Origin of the sequence: Chromobacterium aquaticum (genome assembly GCF_021129195.1) — a bacterium.
Classification (GTDB): domain Bacteria; phylum Pseudomonadota; class Gammaproteobacteria; order Burkholderiales; family Chromobacteriaceae; genus Chromobacterium; species Chromobacterium aquaticum.
Window position 1 is genome coordinate 29,358 of the sequence record NZ_JAJOHW010000108.1, and the last position, 16,780, is coordinate 46,137.

Annotated in this window: 16 protein-coding genes; 8 read left to right on the forward strand and 8 right to left on the reverse strand. The window is 63.6% G+C overall.

The window, feature by feature from the left end; genetic code table 11:
• Positions 1-2: 2 nt before the first annotated feature.
• From LQT98_RS16780 to LQT98_RS16795, 4 genes are all read left to right on the forward strand, one after another.
• Positions 3-1,292 (forward strand): peptidylprolyl isomerase, encoded by a 1,290-nt coding sequence (locus LQT98_RS16780; RefSeq protein WP_231463690.1) that lies wholly within the window; start codon positions 3-5, stop codon positions 1,290-1,292.
• Between the two features lie 2 nt (positions 1,293-1,294).
• Positions 1,295-2,278: a 4-hydroxythreonine-4-phosphate dehydrogenase PdxA gene (gene pdxA, locus LQT98_RS16785; RefSeq protein ID WP_231463692.1), complete on the forward strand. Its 984-nt coding sequence runs from the start codon at positions 1,295-1,297 to the stop codon at positions 2,276-2,278.
• Positions 2,279-2,518: 240 nt separating this feature from the next.
• On the forward strand, positions 2,519-6,370 hold the full coding sequence (locus tag LQT98_RS16790; protein WP_231463694.1) for a DUF3683 domain-containing protein: 3,852 nt from the start codon (positions 2,519-2,521) through the stop codon (positions 6,368-6,370).
• A 16-nt stretch (positions 6,371-6,386) separates the two neighbouring features.
• Complete coding sequence (locus LQT98_RS16795) at positions 6,387-6,935, forward strand: cysteine hydrolase family protein (RefSeq protein WP_231463696.1); 549 nt, start codon at positions 6,387-6,389, stop codon at positions 6,933-6,935.
• A gap of 48 nt (positions 6,936-6,983) precedes the next feature.
• Here the strand turns inward: LQT98_RS16795 and LQT98_RS16800 are convergent, their stop codons facing one another.
• From LQT98_RS16800 to LQT98_RS16810, 3 genes are all read right to left on the reverse strand, one after another.
• On the reverse strand, positions 6,984-8,594 hold the full coding sequence (locus tag LQT98_RS16800; protein ID WP_231463698.1) for a glycosyl hydrolase family 18 protein: 1,611 nt from the start codon (positions 8,592-8,594) through the stop codon (positions 6,984-6,986).
• Positions 8,595-9,123: 529 nt separating this feature from the next.
• Entirely contained in the window at positions 9,124-9,381 is a 258-nt protein-coding gene (locus LQT98_RS16805) for a hypothetical protein (RefSeq protein WP_231463700.1), read from the reverse strand.
• Positions 9,382-9,515: 134 nt separating this feature from the next.
• A complete protein-coding gene (locus LQT98_RS16810) occupies positions 9,516-10,805 on the reverse strand; it encodes a hemolysin family protein (RefSeq protein WP_231463702.1) in 1,290 nt (429 codons plus the stop codon).
• Between the two features lie 187 nt (positions 10,806-10,992).
• Here LQT98_RS16810 and LQT98_RS24140 point away from each other — a divergent pair, with 187 nt between their 5' ends.
• Together LQT98_RS24140 and LQT98_RS16820 are read left to right on the forward strand one after the other, a co-directional pair.
• Complete coding sequence (locus LQT98_RS24140; RefSeq protein WP_331282563.1) at positions 10,993-11,658, forward strand: HIT family protein; 666 nt, start codon at positions 10,993-10,995, stop codon at positions 11,656-11,658.
• Positions 11,659-11,687: 29 nt separating this feature from the next.
• On the forward strand, positions 11,688-12,524 hold the full coding sequence (locus LQT98_RS16820) for a sulfurtransferase (RefSeq protein WP_231463704.1): 837 nt from the start codon (positions 11,688-11,690) through the stop codon (positions 12,522-12,524).
• A gap of 6 nt (positions 12,525-12,530) precedes the next feature.
• Here LQT98_RS16820 and LQT98_RS16825 read toward each other — a convergent pair whose 3' ends face one another.
• Positions 12,531-13,124 carry an RBBP9/YdeN family alpha/beta hydrolase gene (locus LQT98_RS16825; RefSeq protein ID WP_231463770.1) on the reverse strand — a complete coding sequence of 198 codons (594 nt, stop codon included), beginning with the start codon at positions 13,122-13,124 and terminating at the stop codon, positions 12,531-12,533.
• Positions 13,124-13,900 (reverse strand): exodeoxyribonuclease III, encoded by a 777-nt coding sequence (locus LQT98_RS16830; protein WP_231463706.1) that lies wholly within the window; start codon positions 13,898-13,900, stop codon positions 13,124-13,126. Before LQT98_RS16830 ends, LQT98_RS16825 begins: the two co-directional genes overlap by 1 nt.
• Before the next feature lie 74 nt (positions 13,901-13,974).
• On the opposite strand from LQT98_RS16830, the gene pyrE reads away from it, so the two are divergent.
• Together pyrE and LQT98_RS16840 are read left to right on the forward strand one after the other, a co-directional pair.
• Positions 13,975-14,619 carry an orotate phosphoribosyltransferase gene (pyrE, locus tag LQT98_RS16835; RefSeq protein WP_231463708.1) on the forward strand — a complete coding sequence of 215 codons (645 nt, stop codon included), beginning with the start codon at positions 13,975-13,977 and terminating at the stop codon, positions 14,617-14,619.
• Entirely contained in the window at positions 14,619-15,209 is a 591-nt protein-coding gene (locus tag LQT98_RS16840) for a DUF4124 domain-containing protein (RefSeq protein WP_048408281.1), read from the forward strand. Before pyrE ends, LQT98_RS16840 begins: the two co-directional genes overlap by 1 nt.
• Positions 15,210-15,253: 44 nt before the next feature.
• On the opposite strand, the gene LQT98_RS16845 is transcribed toward LQT98_RS16840, so the two are convergent.
• The 3 genes from LQT98_RS16845 to LQT98_RS16855 form a co-directional block, all read right to left on the reverse strand.
• The gene (locus LQT98_RS16845; RefSeq protein WP_048408282.1) at positions 15,254-15,583 is read right to left on the reverse strand and encodes a hypothetical protein; all 330 of its coding nucleotides are present in this window, start codon (positions 15,581-15,583) and stop codon (positions 15,254-15,256) included.
• Positions 15,584-15,655: 72 nt separating this feature from the next.
• Positions 15,656-16,045 carry a YbaN family protein gene (locus LQT98_RS16850; RefSeq protein WP_231463710.1) on the reverse strand — a complete coding sequence of 130 codons (390 nt, stop codon included), beginning with the start codon at positions 16,043-16,045 and terminating at the stop codon, positions 15,656-15,658.
• Positions 16,042-16,623 (reverse strand): biliverdin-producing heme oxygenase, encoded by a 582-nt coding sequence (locus tag LQT98_RS16855; RefSeq protein ID WP_231463712.1) that lies wholly within the window; start codon positions 16,621-16,623, stop codon positions 16,042-16,044. The genes LQT98_RS16850 and LQT98_RS16855 overlap by 4 nt, the downstream gene beginning before the upstream one ends.
• Between the last annotated feature and the right edge of the window lie 157 nt (positions 16,624-16,780).

Genomic DNA, 16,780 nt, shown 5'->3' on the forward strand with positions numbered 1-16,780 from the left:
TCATGAAACAGACTCTGCTCGCCCTGTTGCTGGCCGGCGCCCTGCAAGGCGCCGTCGCCGCTCCCGCCACCCCGGTCAAAGAAGTGGACCGCATCGTAGCGGTGGTCAACAAGAACGTGATCACCTGGCTGGACCTGCAAGCCCGCGTCGACGAAGCGATCAAACAGCTACAGGCTCAGAAAGTGGCGCCTCCGGCGCGCCAGGTGCTGGAAAAACAGATGCTGGAGCAGATGATCACCGAAGAAGTGCAGCTGCAATACGCCGCCAGTGGCGGCCTGCGCATCGATGACGCCGCGGTGGACCAGGCCGTGGCCAATCTGGCCAAGCAGAACAAAATGGATCTGGCCGGCCTGAAAGCGCAGCTGGCCAAGGAGGGCCTGGCCTTCGACAAGCTGCGCGCCGAAGTGCGCAAGGAGCTGACCATCGCCCGCCTGCGCGACAGCGAAGTCGCCGCCAAGGTAAATGTCAACGAGACCGAAGTCGACCAGGTGCTGAAAAGCGCGCAGAGCGGCAACCGCGCCGAATACCACCTGGCCAGCGTCCTGATCAATGTGCCGGAGCGCGCCGATGCCAAGCAGATCGACACCCTGTCGAAGAAAGCGGAGAAAGCCCTGGCGGAACTGGACGCAGGCCAGCCCTTCGCCAAGGTCTCGGCCAGCTACTCCGACGCGCCCAATGCGCTGAAAGGCGGCGATATGGGCTGGCGCAGCGCGGTGTCGCTGCCAGTGGAGTTCGTGCAGATGCTGGAGCAGCTGAAAACCGGCCAGCACACCAATGTAATCCGCACCCAGCAAGGCTTCTTCATCTTCCAACTGCAGGACAAGCGTGACAGCGGCGCGCCGATGATGGTGGAGCAATACCATGTGCGTCACATTCTGATCCGCACCAACGAGGCGGTATCGGCCAATGACGCCAAGACCCGCATCGAACAGGTGCGCGACCGCATCCAGCGCGGCGCCAAGTTCGCCGACATGGCCAAGCTATACTCCGAAGACGGCAGCAACGCCAAGGGCGGCGACCTGGGCTGGGTCAACCTCGGCGACCTGGTGCCGGACTTCGAGAACGCGATGACCCAGTTGCCGATCGGCCAGCTGTCGCAGCCGGTGCGCACCCCGTTTGGCTGGCATCTGATCCTGGTCGAGGGCAAGCGCAATCAGGACGTGTCCGGCGACCGCGAACGGCTGGCGATCAAGCAGCAGATCCGCTCCCGCAAGATCGAACAGGCCTACGCCGACTGGGTGCGCCAGCTGCGCGACTCCGCCTTTGTCGAAGAACGGCTGGACGAGAAGTAAGCATGAACGTCCCGGTATTGGCCATCACCACCGGCGAGCCGGCCGGGGTCGGCCCGGACCTGGCGCTGCAGCTGACCGAAGCCGGCGTCGATGCGCGTTGCGTGCTGATCGGCGACAAATCGCTGCTGGCGGCGCGCGCGCGCCAACTGGGCCTCGCGCTGCCGCTGCATGATTATGTTGCGGACACGCCCCCGCCGACACAGGGACTGGAAGTCTGCCATGTGCCGCTGGCGGCGCCCGTCGTCGCCGGGCGGCTGGACCCGGCCAACGCCGGCTATGTGCTGGCAACGCTGGACCGCGCCATCGACGGCTGCCTGACCGGCGAATTCGCCGCCATGGTAACCGCGCCGGTGCACAAGGGAATCATCAACGACGGTGGCGTCGCCTTCTCCGGCCACACCGAATACCTGGCCGAGCGCACGCACACGCCCAAAGTGGTGATGATGCTGGCCGGCGGCGGCATGCGCGTGGCACTGGCCACCACTCATCTGCCGCTGCGTGAGGTCGCCGACGCCATCACCCCGGACAGCCTAGAACAGGTCAGCCGCATCCTGCACGCTGACCTGCGCGCCAAGTTCGGCATCGCCGCGCCACGCGTGCTGGTGGCGGGCCTGAACCCGCACGCGGGCGAAGGCGGTCATCTGGGCCGCGAGGAAATCGAAATCATCGAACCGCTGCTGACGCGGCTGCGCGGCCAGGGCATGGACTTGATCGGACCCTTGCCGGCCGACACCCTGTTCAACCCGGACAAACTGGCCGGCTGCGACGCGGTGCTGGCGATGTACCACGACCAGGGCCTGCCAGTGCTCAAGCACGCCAGCTTTGGCGCCGGCATCAATATCACCCTGGGACTACCCATCATCCGCACCTCGGTCGACCACGGCACCGCGCTAGACCTGGCCGGCAGCGGTCATGCCCACCCGGGCAGCCTATTCGAAGCCGTGCAGCTGGCCCAACGCCTGGCCCTCAACTCCTCCACGCGCTGATCCTCGTCTAGCCGGCGGCCATCCTGGCCGCCGCCACCCACGCAGCGGTGTCGCCACCCAGCCCTATCCATTCCTCCGAAACGCTGCCGCCATGCACCGCCCAGAGACGGTAGGACAATATCCAATCTCCGCAATATCTTGAAGTAAAGAGGGAAATCCCTAGCGAATACGGGTTTTTCGCAACGCAACAATTGGGCTACACTGGTGGACGTTTTTCCAATAATGACAGCTGCACGGACAATGACCACCACCACCCAAGCCCGTGTGCGGGAGATCCCGTACAACTACACCTCGTACTCCGATCGCGAAATCTTCATCCGTCTGCTGGGCGAGCCGATGTGGAAACTGCTGGAGGAGCTGCGCGCCGAGCGCAAGACCGGCCGCTCCGCCCGCATGCTGTTCGAGGTCTTGGGCGATATCTGGGTGGTGGACCGCAACCCCTATCTGGTCGACGATCTGCTGGACAATCCCAAGCGGCTGGCGGCCTTGGTGGACGCGATGCGCCACCGGCTGGCCGAAGTGGAAAAACGCCGCGAAGGCAATGACAAGGTGGGCAAGATGCTGACCGCGGCGCGCGCCGCCGTCGAGCGCTTCGCCGAACAGTTCGAGGACACTCGCGAGCTGCGCGCCAAGATCCTGAAGAAGCTGTCCCGGCTCACCCGCCGCGACAATATCCAGTTCGACGGCCTGTCCCGCGTCGCCCACGTCACCGACGCCACCGACTGGCGCGTCGAATATCCGTTCGTGGTGCTGAGCCCGGACAGCGAAGCCGAAATCGCGCCGCTGGTGCGCGCCTGTATCGAGCTGGGCCTGACCATCATTCCGCGCGGCGGCGGCACCGGCTACACCGGCGGCGCGGTGCCGCTGGACCGCATGAGCGCGGTGATCAATACCGAAAAGCTGGACCGCCACCTCGGCGTCGAACAGATCGAACTGCCCGGCCTGGACGGCCTCCGCGCCACCATACAATGCGGCGCCGGCGTGGTCACCGCCCGCGTCGCCGAGGCCGCCTCCGCCGCCGGCCTGGTGTTCGCGGTGGACCCCACCTCGGCCGAGGCCTCCTGTATCGGCGGCAATATCGCGATGAACGCCGGCGGCAAGAAGGCGGTGCTGTGGGGCACCACGCTGGACAACCTCGCCAACTGGAAAATGGTGGACGCCAACGGCCAATGGCAGTTCATCGAACGCCTGGAGCACAACTACGGCAAGATCCACGACGTCGACGTCGCCCGCTTCCGCGTCAGCCAGCTCAAGGACGACGGCCAGACCGTGGAGTCCAGCCGTCAGCTGGACATCCCCGGCAGCGCCTTCCGCAAAGTGGGCCTGGGCAAGGACGTCACCGACAAATTCCTGGCCGGCCTGCCCGGCGTGCAGAAGGAAGGCTGCGACGGCATCATCACCAGCGCCCGCTTTGTGCTGCATCGCATGCCCGCGCATATCCGCACCGTCTGCCTGGAGTTCTTCGGCACCGTGGCCGAAGCCACGCCGGCCATCGTCGAAATCACCGATCTGTTCAAGCCCGGCGGCACGGCGCTGGCCGCCGGCGTGCAGCTGGCCGGCCTCGAACACCTGGACTGGCGCTATGTGCGCGCGGTGTCCTATGTGACCAAGGCCAAGAGCAAGGGCCGACCCAAGATGGTGCTGATCGCCGACCTGGTGTCGGACCACGAGGACGCGGTGGCGGAAGCCGCCAGCCAAGTGGTGCGGCTGGCCAACGCGCGTCACGGCGAAGGCTTCATCGCCATCACCCCGGAAACGCGCAAGCGCTTCTGGCTGGACCGCAGCCGCACCGCCGCCATCGCCAAGCACACCAACGCCTTCAAGATCAACGAAGACGTGGTGATCCCGCTGCCTCGGCTGGGCGATTACAGCGACGGCATCGAACGCATCAATATCGAGCTGTCGATCCAGAACAAGCTGCGCCTGCTCGATACCTTGACCGAGTATTTCCACGGCCGGCTGCCGGTGGACAAGCTGGACACCAATCTGCCATCGGAAGAACTGATCGGCGACCGCCGCGCCTCGGCGCTGTCCCAGCTCGCCATCACCCGCGACCGCTGGCAGTGGCTGTTGGAACACCTTGACCGTCCCTTCCACGAATACCGCGAGCGTTGGCCGCACGCGCCGCTGGAAGACGCCGCGGCGACGCCAGCCTCGGTGTTTCACGCGCTGCGCGACATGGTCGTGCGCGTTAGCTGGAAGCGCGAAATGCAGGCCGAACTGGAGCAACTGTTCTCCGGCAACACCGACGGCCCCATCCTGGCCGCCATCCGCGCCATCCAGCAAAAAGTGCTGCGCAGCCGCGTGTTTGTCGCGCTGCACATGCATGCCGGCGACGGCAACGTCCACACCAACCTGCCGGTCAACTCCGACGATTACGAGATGCTGCAAAGCGCGCACAAGGCGGTGGAGCGCATCATGGCGCTGGCGCGCTCCTTGGGCGGAGTGATTTCCGGCGAGCACGGCATCGGCATCACCAAGCTGGAATTCCTCAGCGAGGAGGAAATCGCCCCCTTCCGCGCCTACAAGCAGCAAGTGGACCCCAACGGCCACTTCAACCGCGGCAAGCTGCTGCCCGGCGCCGACCTGGCCATGGCTTATACGCCGTCCTTCTCCTTGCTGGGCGCGGAATCGCTAATCCTGGAACAATCCGACATCGGCGCGATCAGCGATTCGATCAAGGACTGCCTGCGCTGCGGCAAGTGCAAACCGGTGTGCTCCACCCATGTGCCGCGCGCCAATCTGCTGTACTCGCCGCGCAACAAGATTCTCGGCGTCGGCCTGCTGACCGAGGCCTTCCTCTACGAAGAGCAGACCCGCCGCGGCGTCAGCCTCAAGCATTTCGAAGAATTATCCGATGTCGCCGACCATTGCACGGTCTGCCACCGCTGCGTCAAGCCCTGCCCGGTCAAGATCGACTTCGGCGATGTTTCGGTGGCGATGCGCAACTTCCTGCGCAAGACCGGCAACAAAAGTTTCAACCCCGGCACCGCCGTCGGCATGGCCTTTCTCACCGCCAAGGACCCGGCCACCATCAAGGCCTTGCGCACCGGCCTGGTCGGCGTCGCCTACAAGGCGCAGCGGCTGGGCAACGCGGTGGGCAAGCGCCTGGGCTTGATAGGCTCCCAGACCCGGCAACCGCCGGCCACCGTCGGCAAGGCGCCGGTCAAGGAGCAGGTGATCCACTTCATCAACAAGCCCATGCCCGGCGGCCTGCCCAAGAAAACCGCGCGCGCGCTGCTGGACGTGGAAGACGCCAGCATCGTGCCCATCATCCGCAACCCCAAGCTGTCGGAAGACGCGGAAGCGGTGTTCTACTTCCCCGGCTGCGGCTCGGAGCGCCTGTTCAGCCAGGTTGGCCTCGCCACCCAGGCCATGCTGTGGCATGTCGGCGCGCAGACGGTGCTGCCGCCCGGCTATCTGTGCTGCGGCTATCCGCAGACCAGCGCCGGCTATCAGGACAAGGGCGACGCGATCACCACCGAGAACCGGGTGCTGTTCCACCGCGTGGCCACCACGCTGAACTACCTGGACATCAAGACCGTGGTGGTCAGCTGCGGCACCTGCTACGACCAGTTGTCGCAATACCGCTTCGAGGACATCTTCCCGGGCTGCCGCATCATCGACATCCATGAATACCTGATGGAGAAGGGCGTCAAGCTGGACGGCGTCGGCGGCCAGCAATACCTGTATCACGATCCCTGCCACACGCCGATGAAGGCCTATCAGCCTATGAAGGTGGTCAACGAGCTGCTGGGCGGCGGCGTGGCGCTGTCAGACCGCTGCTGCGGCGAATCCGGCACCTTCGCCGCCAGCCGGCCGGACATCGCCACTCAGGTGCGCTCGCGCAAGGAAGAGGAAATCAACAAGAACCTGCAGGCACTGACCGGTGGCGCCAAGCCTGCCCAGCCAGTGAAGATCTTGACCTCCTGCCCGTCCTGCCTGCAAGGCCTGTCGCGCTACAGCCCGGACACCGGCACCGAAGCCGACTACATCGTGGTGGAAATCGCCAAGCATGTGCTGGGGCCGAACTGGTTGAAGCAGTATGTGGACCAGGCGCGCGATGGCGGCATCGAACGCGTGCTTCTATAAGGTTGGAGAACAACCCATGGGCAATAAAGCGTTGATCATCATCGACGTGCAATACGGCCAGATCGAAGGCCAGCCCCGCGCCGGCCGCGCCGACGCCGTGCTGGCCAATCTCAACCGCGCCATCGCGCTGGCGCGCCGCCAACACATGCCGGTGATCTTCATCCAGCACGACAGCGGCCCCGGCAGCGATCTGGCGCGCGACAGCGAGGCCTGGCGGCTGCATCCGGCGCTAGCGCGGCAGGATGGCGATGCCGTGGTGCACAAACGCTTCAGCGATAGCTTCCAGCACACCACGCTGACCGAGCTGCTGCGCGGCGACGATATCGACGAGCTGTGGCTGGCCGGCTCCGCCACCGAGTTCTGCGTGGACAGCACGCTGCGCTCGGCGATGTCACAGGAATACAGCGTCACCCTGATCGCCGACGCTCACACCTGCAAACCACGACCTCAACTGAACGCGGAACAGGTGATCGATCACTTCAACTGGGTCTGGTCCAATCTGGACGAAACGCCCAAGCCCTTACGCGTGCGCGGCATCGCCGAGTTGGAAAGCGGCGCGGCTTAAACGAAAACCGCCGGGCACGCCCGGCGGTTTCTCTTTGCTGCTTCCTTGTTACTTCAACGGCGATGCGGCCGAGGCCTTGGCCGCCGCCTTCTTCTTGGCCGCGGCGGAGTCCTGACGCACTTCGCTGGTGGTCTTCAACAAAGTGCCTTGGGCGTCGTCGCCGTCCAGGGACCAGCTGAACACCCCACCCAGTTGCTGCTGACGCACATAATCCAGCTTGGTGCGGATGGTGGCCGGGTCGTCGTAGCTCCAGAACTCATTGCCGTCGTAAGTCCACAACTGCTTGCTGACCGGATGCACGAACTGCTTGGCAGAACGCGTCTTCAGCACCTTGTAATCCTCGATGCCGGCCTCGTAAGTGCCCTTGCCGGCTCCGGTCGCCACTTGATACAGGCCATCGCCCTTGGCTCCCGCCGCCACGCCGGCCCAGCCGCGGCCATAGAACGGGATGCCCACGTTCAGCTTGGCCTTGGGCACGCCGGCGGTGACCAGGGTCTGGATCGCGTCGTTGACGTTGTAGTAGACGCGGTCGCCAGTCACCGGCGCGGCCGGATCGCGGAACAGATTGGACTGGAAGTTGGTCGGCCCCTTGGCGTCCCAGCCGCCGTTGAAGTCGTAAGTCATCACATTGATCCAGTCCATATAAGCCGCGTACTTGGCCGGCTCGGTCTGGCGGATCTTGTCGACGCCGGAGCCAATCGCCGCGGTCAGGTAGTAGCGGCGCTTGTTCTGCGCGGTCAACGCGTCCAACTGGCTGCGGAATTCCGCCATCAGCAAGGTGAAGTTCTGCTTGTCGTTGGGATCCACGCTATTGCTCGGCAAGCCGCCGCCGCCCGGGTATTCCCAGTCGATGTCGATGCCGTCGAACACGCCCTTGGCCACGCCGGCGCCACCGGCATTCTCGCCTACCGGCAGATTGCCTTTCAGATACAGATCGATGCAGGACGCGACCATGGCCTTGCGGCCGGCGTCGCTGGCGGCGAACTTGCCGAAGTTTTTCGACCAGGTCCAGCCGCCCAGCGAAATCAGCACTTTCAGCGAGGGGTTGGCCAGCTTCAGCTTGCGCAACTGGTTGAAGTTGCCGCGCAGCGGATCGCTCCAGCTATCGGCCTTGCCATCCACCGACTCATTGGCGCCAAAGGATTTCTGGTAATCGGCCCAGGCATCGCCACCGTCGCCATTACCGTTCTCGGCGCGAGTCACCATGCCGCACTTGCCGTCGGCGTAGACATTGCCGAAAGCGTAATTCAGGAAGGTCAGCTTCTTATCGCCGCCTGCGTCCACCAGATTGCGCAGCTTGTAATTGCGGCCGTAAATGCTCCATTGCGCAAAATAGGAGCCGACATGGCGGCCCACGGTCGGCGTCGGTTCCGGCGGCACGCCGGTGCCCGGACCCGGGCCGGGATCACCGCCACCGGGCGTGCATTCGCTGGCCGGCCGCTCTTCCCACGGCCCCCATTGATCCGCGCCTGGTTGATTGTTCTGTGTCCACCATTTGGCGCGCCAGGTCTTGTTGGCGTGCAGGGCGTAATCGCCGCCGTTATAGGTCTGCGCACCACTCCACGCATTGCAGGCCGGCGCGGCGAATACCGCCGCGCTGCTCAACAACAAGCCGGCCCCTCCAAACAGCGCCGACAACGTCAACGAAAGCTTCGACATTCGGACCTCCTCAATTCTGTCAGTGATCACGGCAGCGTCATGCTGTCCCCGCTGCAGCACCGCAAGCCGGCGTTTTAGTTCGGACATGTGGTATTACAGTGGTATCAGATTCGAGCAATCACTCCACCGCTGCCAACCCAAATTTCACCAACCTGTCCTTAATAACAGTTAAAACAGGTCAAAAGTATTGCCTTACGTCGCCGACAATACAGCCAGCTCCAACAAGCCGGAACAAGCCTGAGCTTAAGTGAATTTCAATGAATTTAACGCAAGAACCACCATGGGCAAGGTGGAAATGGGAGTCTTCCAGCAGGCATTACAGCGCGGCGCCGCGGAGAAGGGGAACTTGAGAATGCCTGTTGGCAATTTGAGACAGAAACAACACGGCAATAGCATTGGCTTCATAAAACCATGCCACTACAAAACCATTAAATTTTCAATGGCATCCGAAACGGGAATCGCCCACGGCTCCGGAAATGCAAAGAGGAGGCCGAAGCCTCCTCCCGATACCCTGCCTGTAGCCGCAGAATCAAGCCGCTTTTTTCACGTGCGCTTTTTTGTGATGCTGCTTCTTCACGTGTTTCTTGGCGGCTTGGGCTTTTTGCGCGGCCGGAGTGGAAGCTGCCTTTTTGGCATGCTTCTTATGATGATGTTTCTTGGCGTGATGCTTCTTGGCGTGCGCCGGAGCGGCGGCCTTGGCGGCCGGGCCGGAAGCGTCGGCGGCGAAGGTGGCGGCTGAAGTCAGGCCGATTACGGAAGCCAGGATCAGTGCGGCGATCTTTTTCATGGTGATTCTCCAAGTCTGCGACTTATCGGTTGTCAGGGCACCGTCCTGGTGCATCCTTGAATTCATCATATGCAAGCCGCCTCGCCGTAGTCTGTGAGGCCTGTGTTAAATCATGTAACCGATCGTACAAGCGCTTAAACCTGCGCCGGCTCCTTGGCCACCACCCGCGTCACCAGGATCTGGTCGATCTTGTGATTGTCGATGTCCACCACCTCGAACTTGTAGCCGGCGTATTGCACGCAATCGGTGCGGCGCGGAATCTTGCGCAGCATATACATCATGAAGCCAGCCACGGTTTCGTAGTTCTGATCGTCCGGCAGCTCATCGATCTCCAGCACTCGCAATACATCTTCCACCGGCGTGATGCCGTCCACCAACCAGGAGTTTTCGTCGCGCTTGACGATCTGCTCTTCCTGACCCTGGCCCACCAGATCGCCCATCACCGTGGACATCACGTCATTGAGCGTGATCAGGCCAACGACGAAAGCATATTCATTCAAGATCACCGCGAAATCCTCGCGCGTGCCCTTGAACTGATCCAGCGACTCGGACAGGGTCAAGGAATCCGGGATCAAGAGCACGGTCTTCAACAAGCCCGGTTCCTTCAGCGAGATCGCGCGGCCCGCCAGCACCCGGCGCAGCAAATCCTTGGAATCGACGTAACCGACCACATTATCGATACCGTTGTCGCACACCAGGAACTTGGAATGCGGCTGCTCGGCCACCTTGGACTTGATGCTGTCCTCCGCCTCGTCCAGCGTGAAATAGATGATGCTCTCGCGCGGCGTCATCGACGACGGCACCAGCCGGCTTTCCAGCTCGAACACATTCTCGATGACCTGATGTTCCTGCCGATGCAGCACGCCGGCTTCGGCGCCAGCGTCCATCATCGCCGAAATATCGTCACTGGTGATCTCGTCGCGCGGGCTGGTGGGCATGCCCACCAGGCGCAGCAACAGGCCGGACAACTCGTTGAACAGCCACACCAGCGGCTTGAACAGCAGCACCATGAACAACATCGGCCGCACGATGCGCACCGCCACCGTCTCCGCCGCCACCATGCCCAGACGCTTGGGCGTCAAGTCGGCGAACAGGATGAACAAGCTGGTCACCAACAGGAAGGATGCCAGGAAGCCCAGGCTCTGCGCCAAATCCGGCGACAGGAAAAACCCCAATACACGGGCGAAGAAGGGCGTGAACGCCGCTTCGCCGACGATGCCGCCCAGGATGGCCACCGCATTGACGCCTATCTGCACCACGGTGAAGAAATGGCCGGGATGCTCCTGCAAGGCCAGCACTTTTTCGGCATTGGCATTGCCTTCGTCCACCATTTGGCGCAAGCGAATCTTGCGCGAAGCCGCCAGCGAAATTTCCGACACCGAAAAAAAGGCGCTGGCCAGAATCAGCGCCAAGATAATCATCATATCCGTCATCAAGCTCTCCACTCTTGCCCATCGCAGCGCCTGAACACCGCTGCAGGCGGGCTAGGGCAGAAGGCATGATAAATAGTTCAAATCATAATTTCTGTAATGATAGCAGCGAACCGTGGTTTCACCGAAGCCCACGGCAACCGTTACAATGACCGCTCCACATTTCAGTAAGGCCGCAACCATGGATTGTGAATTGTGCCAGGCTCCAGCCGGGCAACTACTGCATGAAGACGAGCGCCTCAGAGTGCTGTTGGTGGACGAGGCCGGCTACCCTGGCTTCTGCCGCGTGATCTGGAAGGCCCATGTCCGCGAGATGAGCGACCTTTCCGATAAAGACCGCCTACACTTGCTCGACTGGGTCCAATATACCGAAGCCGCGCTGCGCCACATTCTAAAGCCGGCCAAGATCAACCTGGCCAGCCTGGGCAATATGGTTCCCCACCTCCACTGGCACGTGATTCCGCGCTTCGAAGACGACGCCCACTTTCCCGCCCCGATCTGGGCCGCCGCGCGCCGCGATGGCGCGGTACGCCACTGGCCAGACCTGGCCGGACAACTGCGCTCACAACTAGCCGACGCCGCCAGCCATTGCTGGCTGAACTATCAAATCCAGGTGACCCAGGTTCCGGACGGGCTGGAAGGCGCCGATCTGGCCTGCTACCGCTTCTTCGCCGAATCCGGCCTGGCCTGGCCGGTGGACGGCGTGGATGCCGACGGCCGCCACTGGCTGGCGCTGCGCCGCGTCGACGACAACGGAGCTAGCAGTGTCGAGACACTGCGGCTGGAGGCCGGCAGCTACCGCCTGGTCCCCGGCGTCCCGTCCTACCAAGCCACGTTGCTGCGCTGAGCAGCCAGACTCCATTCAAGAGGTATGCCATGTACCAAACGCTGATTTCCGCCGAACAACTGGCCACTCTGCCCGATGAAAACCTGGTGATCCTGGATTGCCGCTTCCGGCTTGAGCAGCCGGACTACGGCCTGGCCGCCTACGAGGCCGGCCACCTGCCCGGCGCTCACTACCTGCACCTGGACTACCACCTGTCCGGCAGCAAGACCGGCGACAACGGCCGCCACCCTTTGCCAGACGGCAGCCGGCTGGCGGTGGACCTGGGCGCCATCGGCGTGACGCCGGGCACCCAGGTGGTCGCCTACGACGATATGGCCGGACAATACGCCGCCCGTGCCTGGTGGCTGCTGCGTTGGCTCGGTCATCCCGCCGTCGCCGTGCTCGACGGCGGCATCGCCGCCTGGAGCCAGGCCGGCCACGCGCTCAGCAGCGAAGCCGGGCAGCGCCGTCCCTGCCGCTTCTCCGTCCGCGCGCCACTGGTGGATAGCGTCGACGCCGCGGCCGTGCTGACCAATATAGAGCAGCCCGCCTTCACCGTGGTGGATGCCCGCTCCGCCGAGCGCTTCCGCGGCGAAGGCGAGACGCTGGACCCGGTGGGCGGCCACATTCCCGGCGCGGCCAACCGCTTCTTCATGCACAACGTCGACGCCGAAAATCGCTTCAAGAGCGCGCAGCAGCTACGCGCCGAATGGCAGGCACTGCTCGGTGAATTCGATCCAGCCTCCATCGTCCACCAGTGCGGCTCCGGCGTCACCGCCTGCCATAATCTGCTGGCGATGAGCCATGCCGGCTTCGCGGGCAGCCGGCTCTACCCCGGCTCCTGGAGCGAATGGTGCAGCGATCCGGCGCGGCCGGTTGAGCGCTGAGCCCGCTCAAGCCAGCATCAGTTCCTGCAGCAAATCCTGGCCGAAGCGCCACTGCCCCAGCCGCGCGGCGCTGCCCAGGTGTCCATGCGCGCCGGCGTCGACCAAGGGACAGCCCCAGGCTTGCGCCATCGCTTCGGCCTCGGCCATGTCGCAGAACAGGTCGTCGCGACTGGCCACCAATAAGGCCGGCGCGGACAAGCGCAGCGTCGGCGCATTAAAGCCGGCGAAAGCGGGCAAGGGCGCGTCCTCCGGCAGTTCGCCGCTGGCGCGCGCCCGTATCTCGCTGATCGGCAAGGCCGGCGGTGCCACCAGCAACAGCCCTTGCAGCCGCTTCTGTTCGCGCAGCGACAAGGTTCGCAGCCAGGCCGCCGCCGCATGGCAGCCCAGGCTGTGCGCCGCCAGCATCCAGCGGCCCGGCACCTGTTCCAAGGTACGCCGGATACCGTCCACCCAGGCTTCGCATTCCGGGTAGAGCCAGTCGTCCTGCTCCACCCGGCGCGCCAGCGGATAGCTGCGCTCCCAGGCGGTCTGCCAATGCTCCGCTCCGGAGTTGCCCCAGCCCGGCACCGTGATCAAGGTGATGTCGTCCTCGTCCAACATCACAGGCTACGCTCGTAATCGACGATCAGCGGCGCATGGTCGGAAAACTTCTCGTCCTTGTACACCGAGGCGTTGCGCGCCAGCGCCATCAGCGACGGGGTCACGATGTGATAATCGATGCGCCAGCCCACGTCCTTGGCGTAAGCCTGACCGCGATTGCTCCACCAGGTGTAGCCCGGCGTGTCCGGGTACAGGCTGCGCCAGGCGTCGCACCAGCCGACACGGCCCAGCAAATCGGTCATCCAGGCGCGCTCTTCCGGCAGGAAGCCGGAGTTCTTCAGGTTGCCCTTCCAGTTTTTCAGGTCGATCTCATGGTGGGCGATGTTCCAATCGCCGCAGATCACGATGTCGCGACCGGCCGCGCGCAGTGTTTCCAGATGCGGCATGAACACGTCGAGAAAGTCGAATTTCACTTGCTGGCGCTCGTCGCTGCTGGAGCCGGATGGCAGATACAGCGAGATCACGCTGAGATTGCCGAAATCCAGTTGCAGGAAACGGCCTTCGGCATCGATCCAGTCCACGCCCAGCCCTTCCACCACCGCGTCCGGCAGATGGCGGGTGTACAGGCCAACGCCGCTATAGCCCTTCTTCTCCGCATAATGGAAATAGCCGGTCATCCCATCCGGCTGGCGCATGCGCTCTGACAAGTCGCCAGCCTGGGCCTTCAGTTCCTGCACGCAGACAAAGTCGGCGTCCATGCCGGCCAGCCAGTCGAAGAAACCTTTTTTATCGGCGGAACGGATGCCGTTCAAATTGGCGGAAACGATTCGAAGCAAGAGAGTCTCCCGTGATATGCTTGCCGGCAATTTTTTCAGCCGTTCAAACAGTTAACAGTTAATAAGGAGTAATGATGAGCGATTTCCGTCAGGATTTTATTCGTTTTGCGCTCGACAAGCAGGTTTTGAAGTTTGGCGAGTTCATCACCAAGGCCGGCCGCAAGTCTCCCTACTTCTTCAATGCCGGCCTGTTCAACGACGGTCTGTCCACTTTGCACTTGTCCCGCTTCTACGCCAAGTCGATACTGGAAAACGGCCTGCAGTTCGACATGCTGTTCGGCCCGGCCTATAAAGGCATCATCCTGGCCGCTGGCGCGTGCATGGCCATGGCCGAGCAAGGCCGCAACCTGCCCTTCGCCTACAACCGCAAGGAAGCCAAGGACCATGGCGAAGGCGGCACCCTGGTGGGGGCGCCGCTGCAAGGCAAGGTGCTGATCATAGACGATGTGATCTCGGCCGGCACCTCGGTGCGTGAATCGGTGCAGCTGATCCGCGCCGCTGGCGCCGAACCGGCCGGAGTGGCCATCGCGCTGGACCGCATGGAGCGCGGCAGCGGTGAGTTGTCCGCGGTGCAGGAAGTCGCTCAGCAGCATGGCCTGCCGGTCATCGCCATCGCCACGCTGAAAGACCTGCTCGGCTTCCTGGAACACAGCCCGGAACTGGCGGCGCACCTGGACGCGGTGCGCGCCTACCGGGCGCAATACGGAGTCAACGACTGATGAAAACGCTTGCCGGACTGCTACTGCTGCTGGGAACCGCCGCCAATGCCGGCGGCCTCTACAAGTGGGTGGACGAGTCCGGCAAGGTTCATTACAGCGACTCCCCGCCGCTGCAGAGCCAGCAGCAGGGCGTCGCCGAGCTCTCCAAGCAGGGCACCGTCACCAAGCCGGCGGAAAGCCCCGCCGCGCGCCAGGCGCGCGAAGCCGCCGAGGCCGCGCAAAAACAACACGACGTCCAACGCTTGGAAAACACCCGCCGCGACAACGCGCTGGTGGAAAGCTACGCCAGCCTGCAACAGCTGCAAGCCGAGCGCGCCAAGCAGCAGGCCGTGCTGCAAAGTGCGCTGGACGCGCTGCAGCTGCGCGCTCAAGGACTGGCGATGCAAGTCCGCAATACCCAGCAAGACATCGCGCAAAGCCAGCGCAACAAGCAAGCGCCGCCGCAAAACAGCCTGCGCAATCTGAAAGTGCTGCAGGCCGAACAACAGGATCTGGCCAAGCAGATTACCGTCAAGCAACAGGAACTGGCGGCTTTTCGCCAGAAAACCCAGAACGACCTCAGCCGCTATCGCCAACTGCGCGGTGAATAAGACTTGGCGCCGCGAAGCTTCTCACAACAAGCCTAAGGCCGCTGTTATTGGCCGCCTTCCTTGCGCTGCCAAGCCTCGTTCAAGGCCTTGGTGGCCGCCTCGCTAGCCTGCGCCGCCGCCGCTTGAGCGGTCTTGGCCGCCTCCAGTTCGGTATTCGCGCCACTCAGCCCAGCCTGGGCATCCGCCAGCCGCTGCTCGGCTTTGGCCTTGTCCGTCTCCGCCTGCGTCAAGCGCGCATCGGCTTTCTGTTGCGCACCGCGTACCTGCTGGTAATACATCTGCGCCGCCAGCAATTGCTCATCCGCCGTCTGCGCCAGCGCCGGCATCGACAATAGCAAGCCCGCCAGCGCCGCGGCGATTCCGTTCACTTTCATCTCAGCTCCCGTTTTTCGGTTTCAACGACGCAAGCTTAACGCGGCCACCGGATTTTGGCTAAATCCCGACGCTCAGCCGACGGCGCGCGATGGCCGCGACAGCAGGTAGAGCAGGACGCTCAGCTCGATCGCCCCGACCAGCCACGGCACCCAATGCGGCGGCCGCGCCAACAGCAGGGCGGCGAACCCCGCGCCCATGCCCAGGCCGGCGAACCACTTGGCCTTGACCGGCACCACGCGCTGCTCGCGCCAAAGCCGCAGCGCCGGGCCGTAGCGCGGATGCGTGAGCAAACGCTGCTCCAGCCGCGGGGACGATTTGCTGAAACAGGCCAGCGCCAGGATCAGAAAGATCGTGGTCGGCATCACCGGCAGCAAGGCGCCTATCACGCCCAGCGCCAGCATCAGCATGCCGGCGCACAGATACAGCCAGCGCACCGCCGGGTGCCGCGCTCGCCCGCTCAAGCGTACACCTGGTCCAGGTGGCTGTTCATGCAGGCGAAAGCGGCCACGGCGCCGGCGGTGACGCGTTGCTCGGCCGCCTCATCCAGCAGCAGGCCGTCCAACGCGGCGGTGAACGCGCGCCAGTGGCGGGCGCGGCCATCCGGATGGCCAGCCAGGTGGCGGGCGCCGCAATTCTCGTCCAGGCCCAATTTGCCGGCCAGCTTGTACAGAATGGCCGCGCCCAGCTTGGAGCCTTCCACCACGTAGAGCCAGCCCATCGCGCTGGCCACGTCCAGCGTGCTGCTGATCGGCGCTTCGCGCAATTCCGGCAGCGGCCGGTCCAGGTCCCGCAGATCGGCGGCGATACTGTCGTAACGGCGGCGCTCGGCCAGATCCGGGAACAGGCGGGCCAGCTCGGGGTTGTCGTACAGCGCGTCTGCATCGCGCAGGAAGCGGTATTGCGCCAACAGGAAGCGCGCGTAGTTTTCACGGGTGGCGAACGGCTGATTCGCCATGATGCGCTGGTCCAGCGCGTCGTGGGTTTCGTGGGTGCGGGCTTTCAGATCCTGGGTGCGGGTTTTCTCGACAACGGTAGTCATGCTCGTGTTTCCTGTTTGATGCGAACCCGGCGCCTGCGCGCGGCGGCGAGGGCGCCGGGATGAGGCGATTAACTCGCCATTATAATGCGAATGATTCTTACAATCATTATCAAATTTACCATAACGACGGCATGCTCGAGAGAAAGGCGCGCCACGA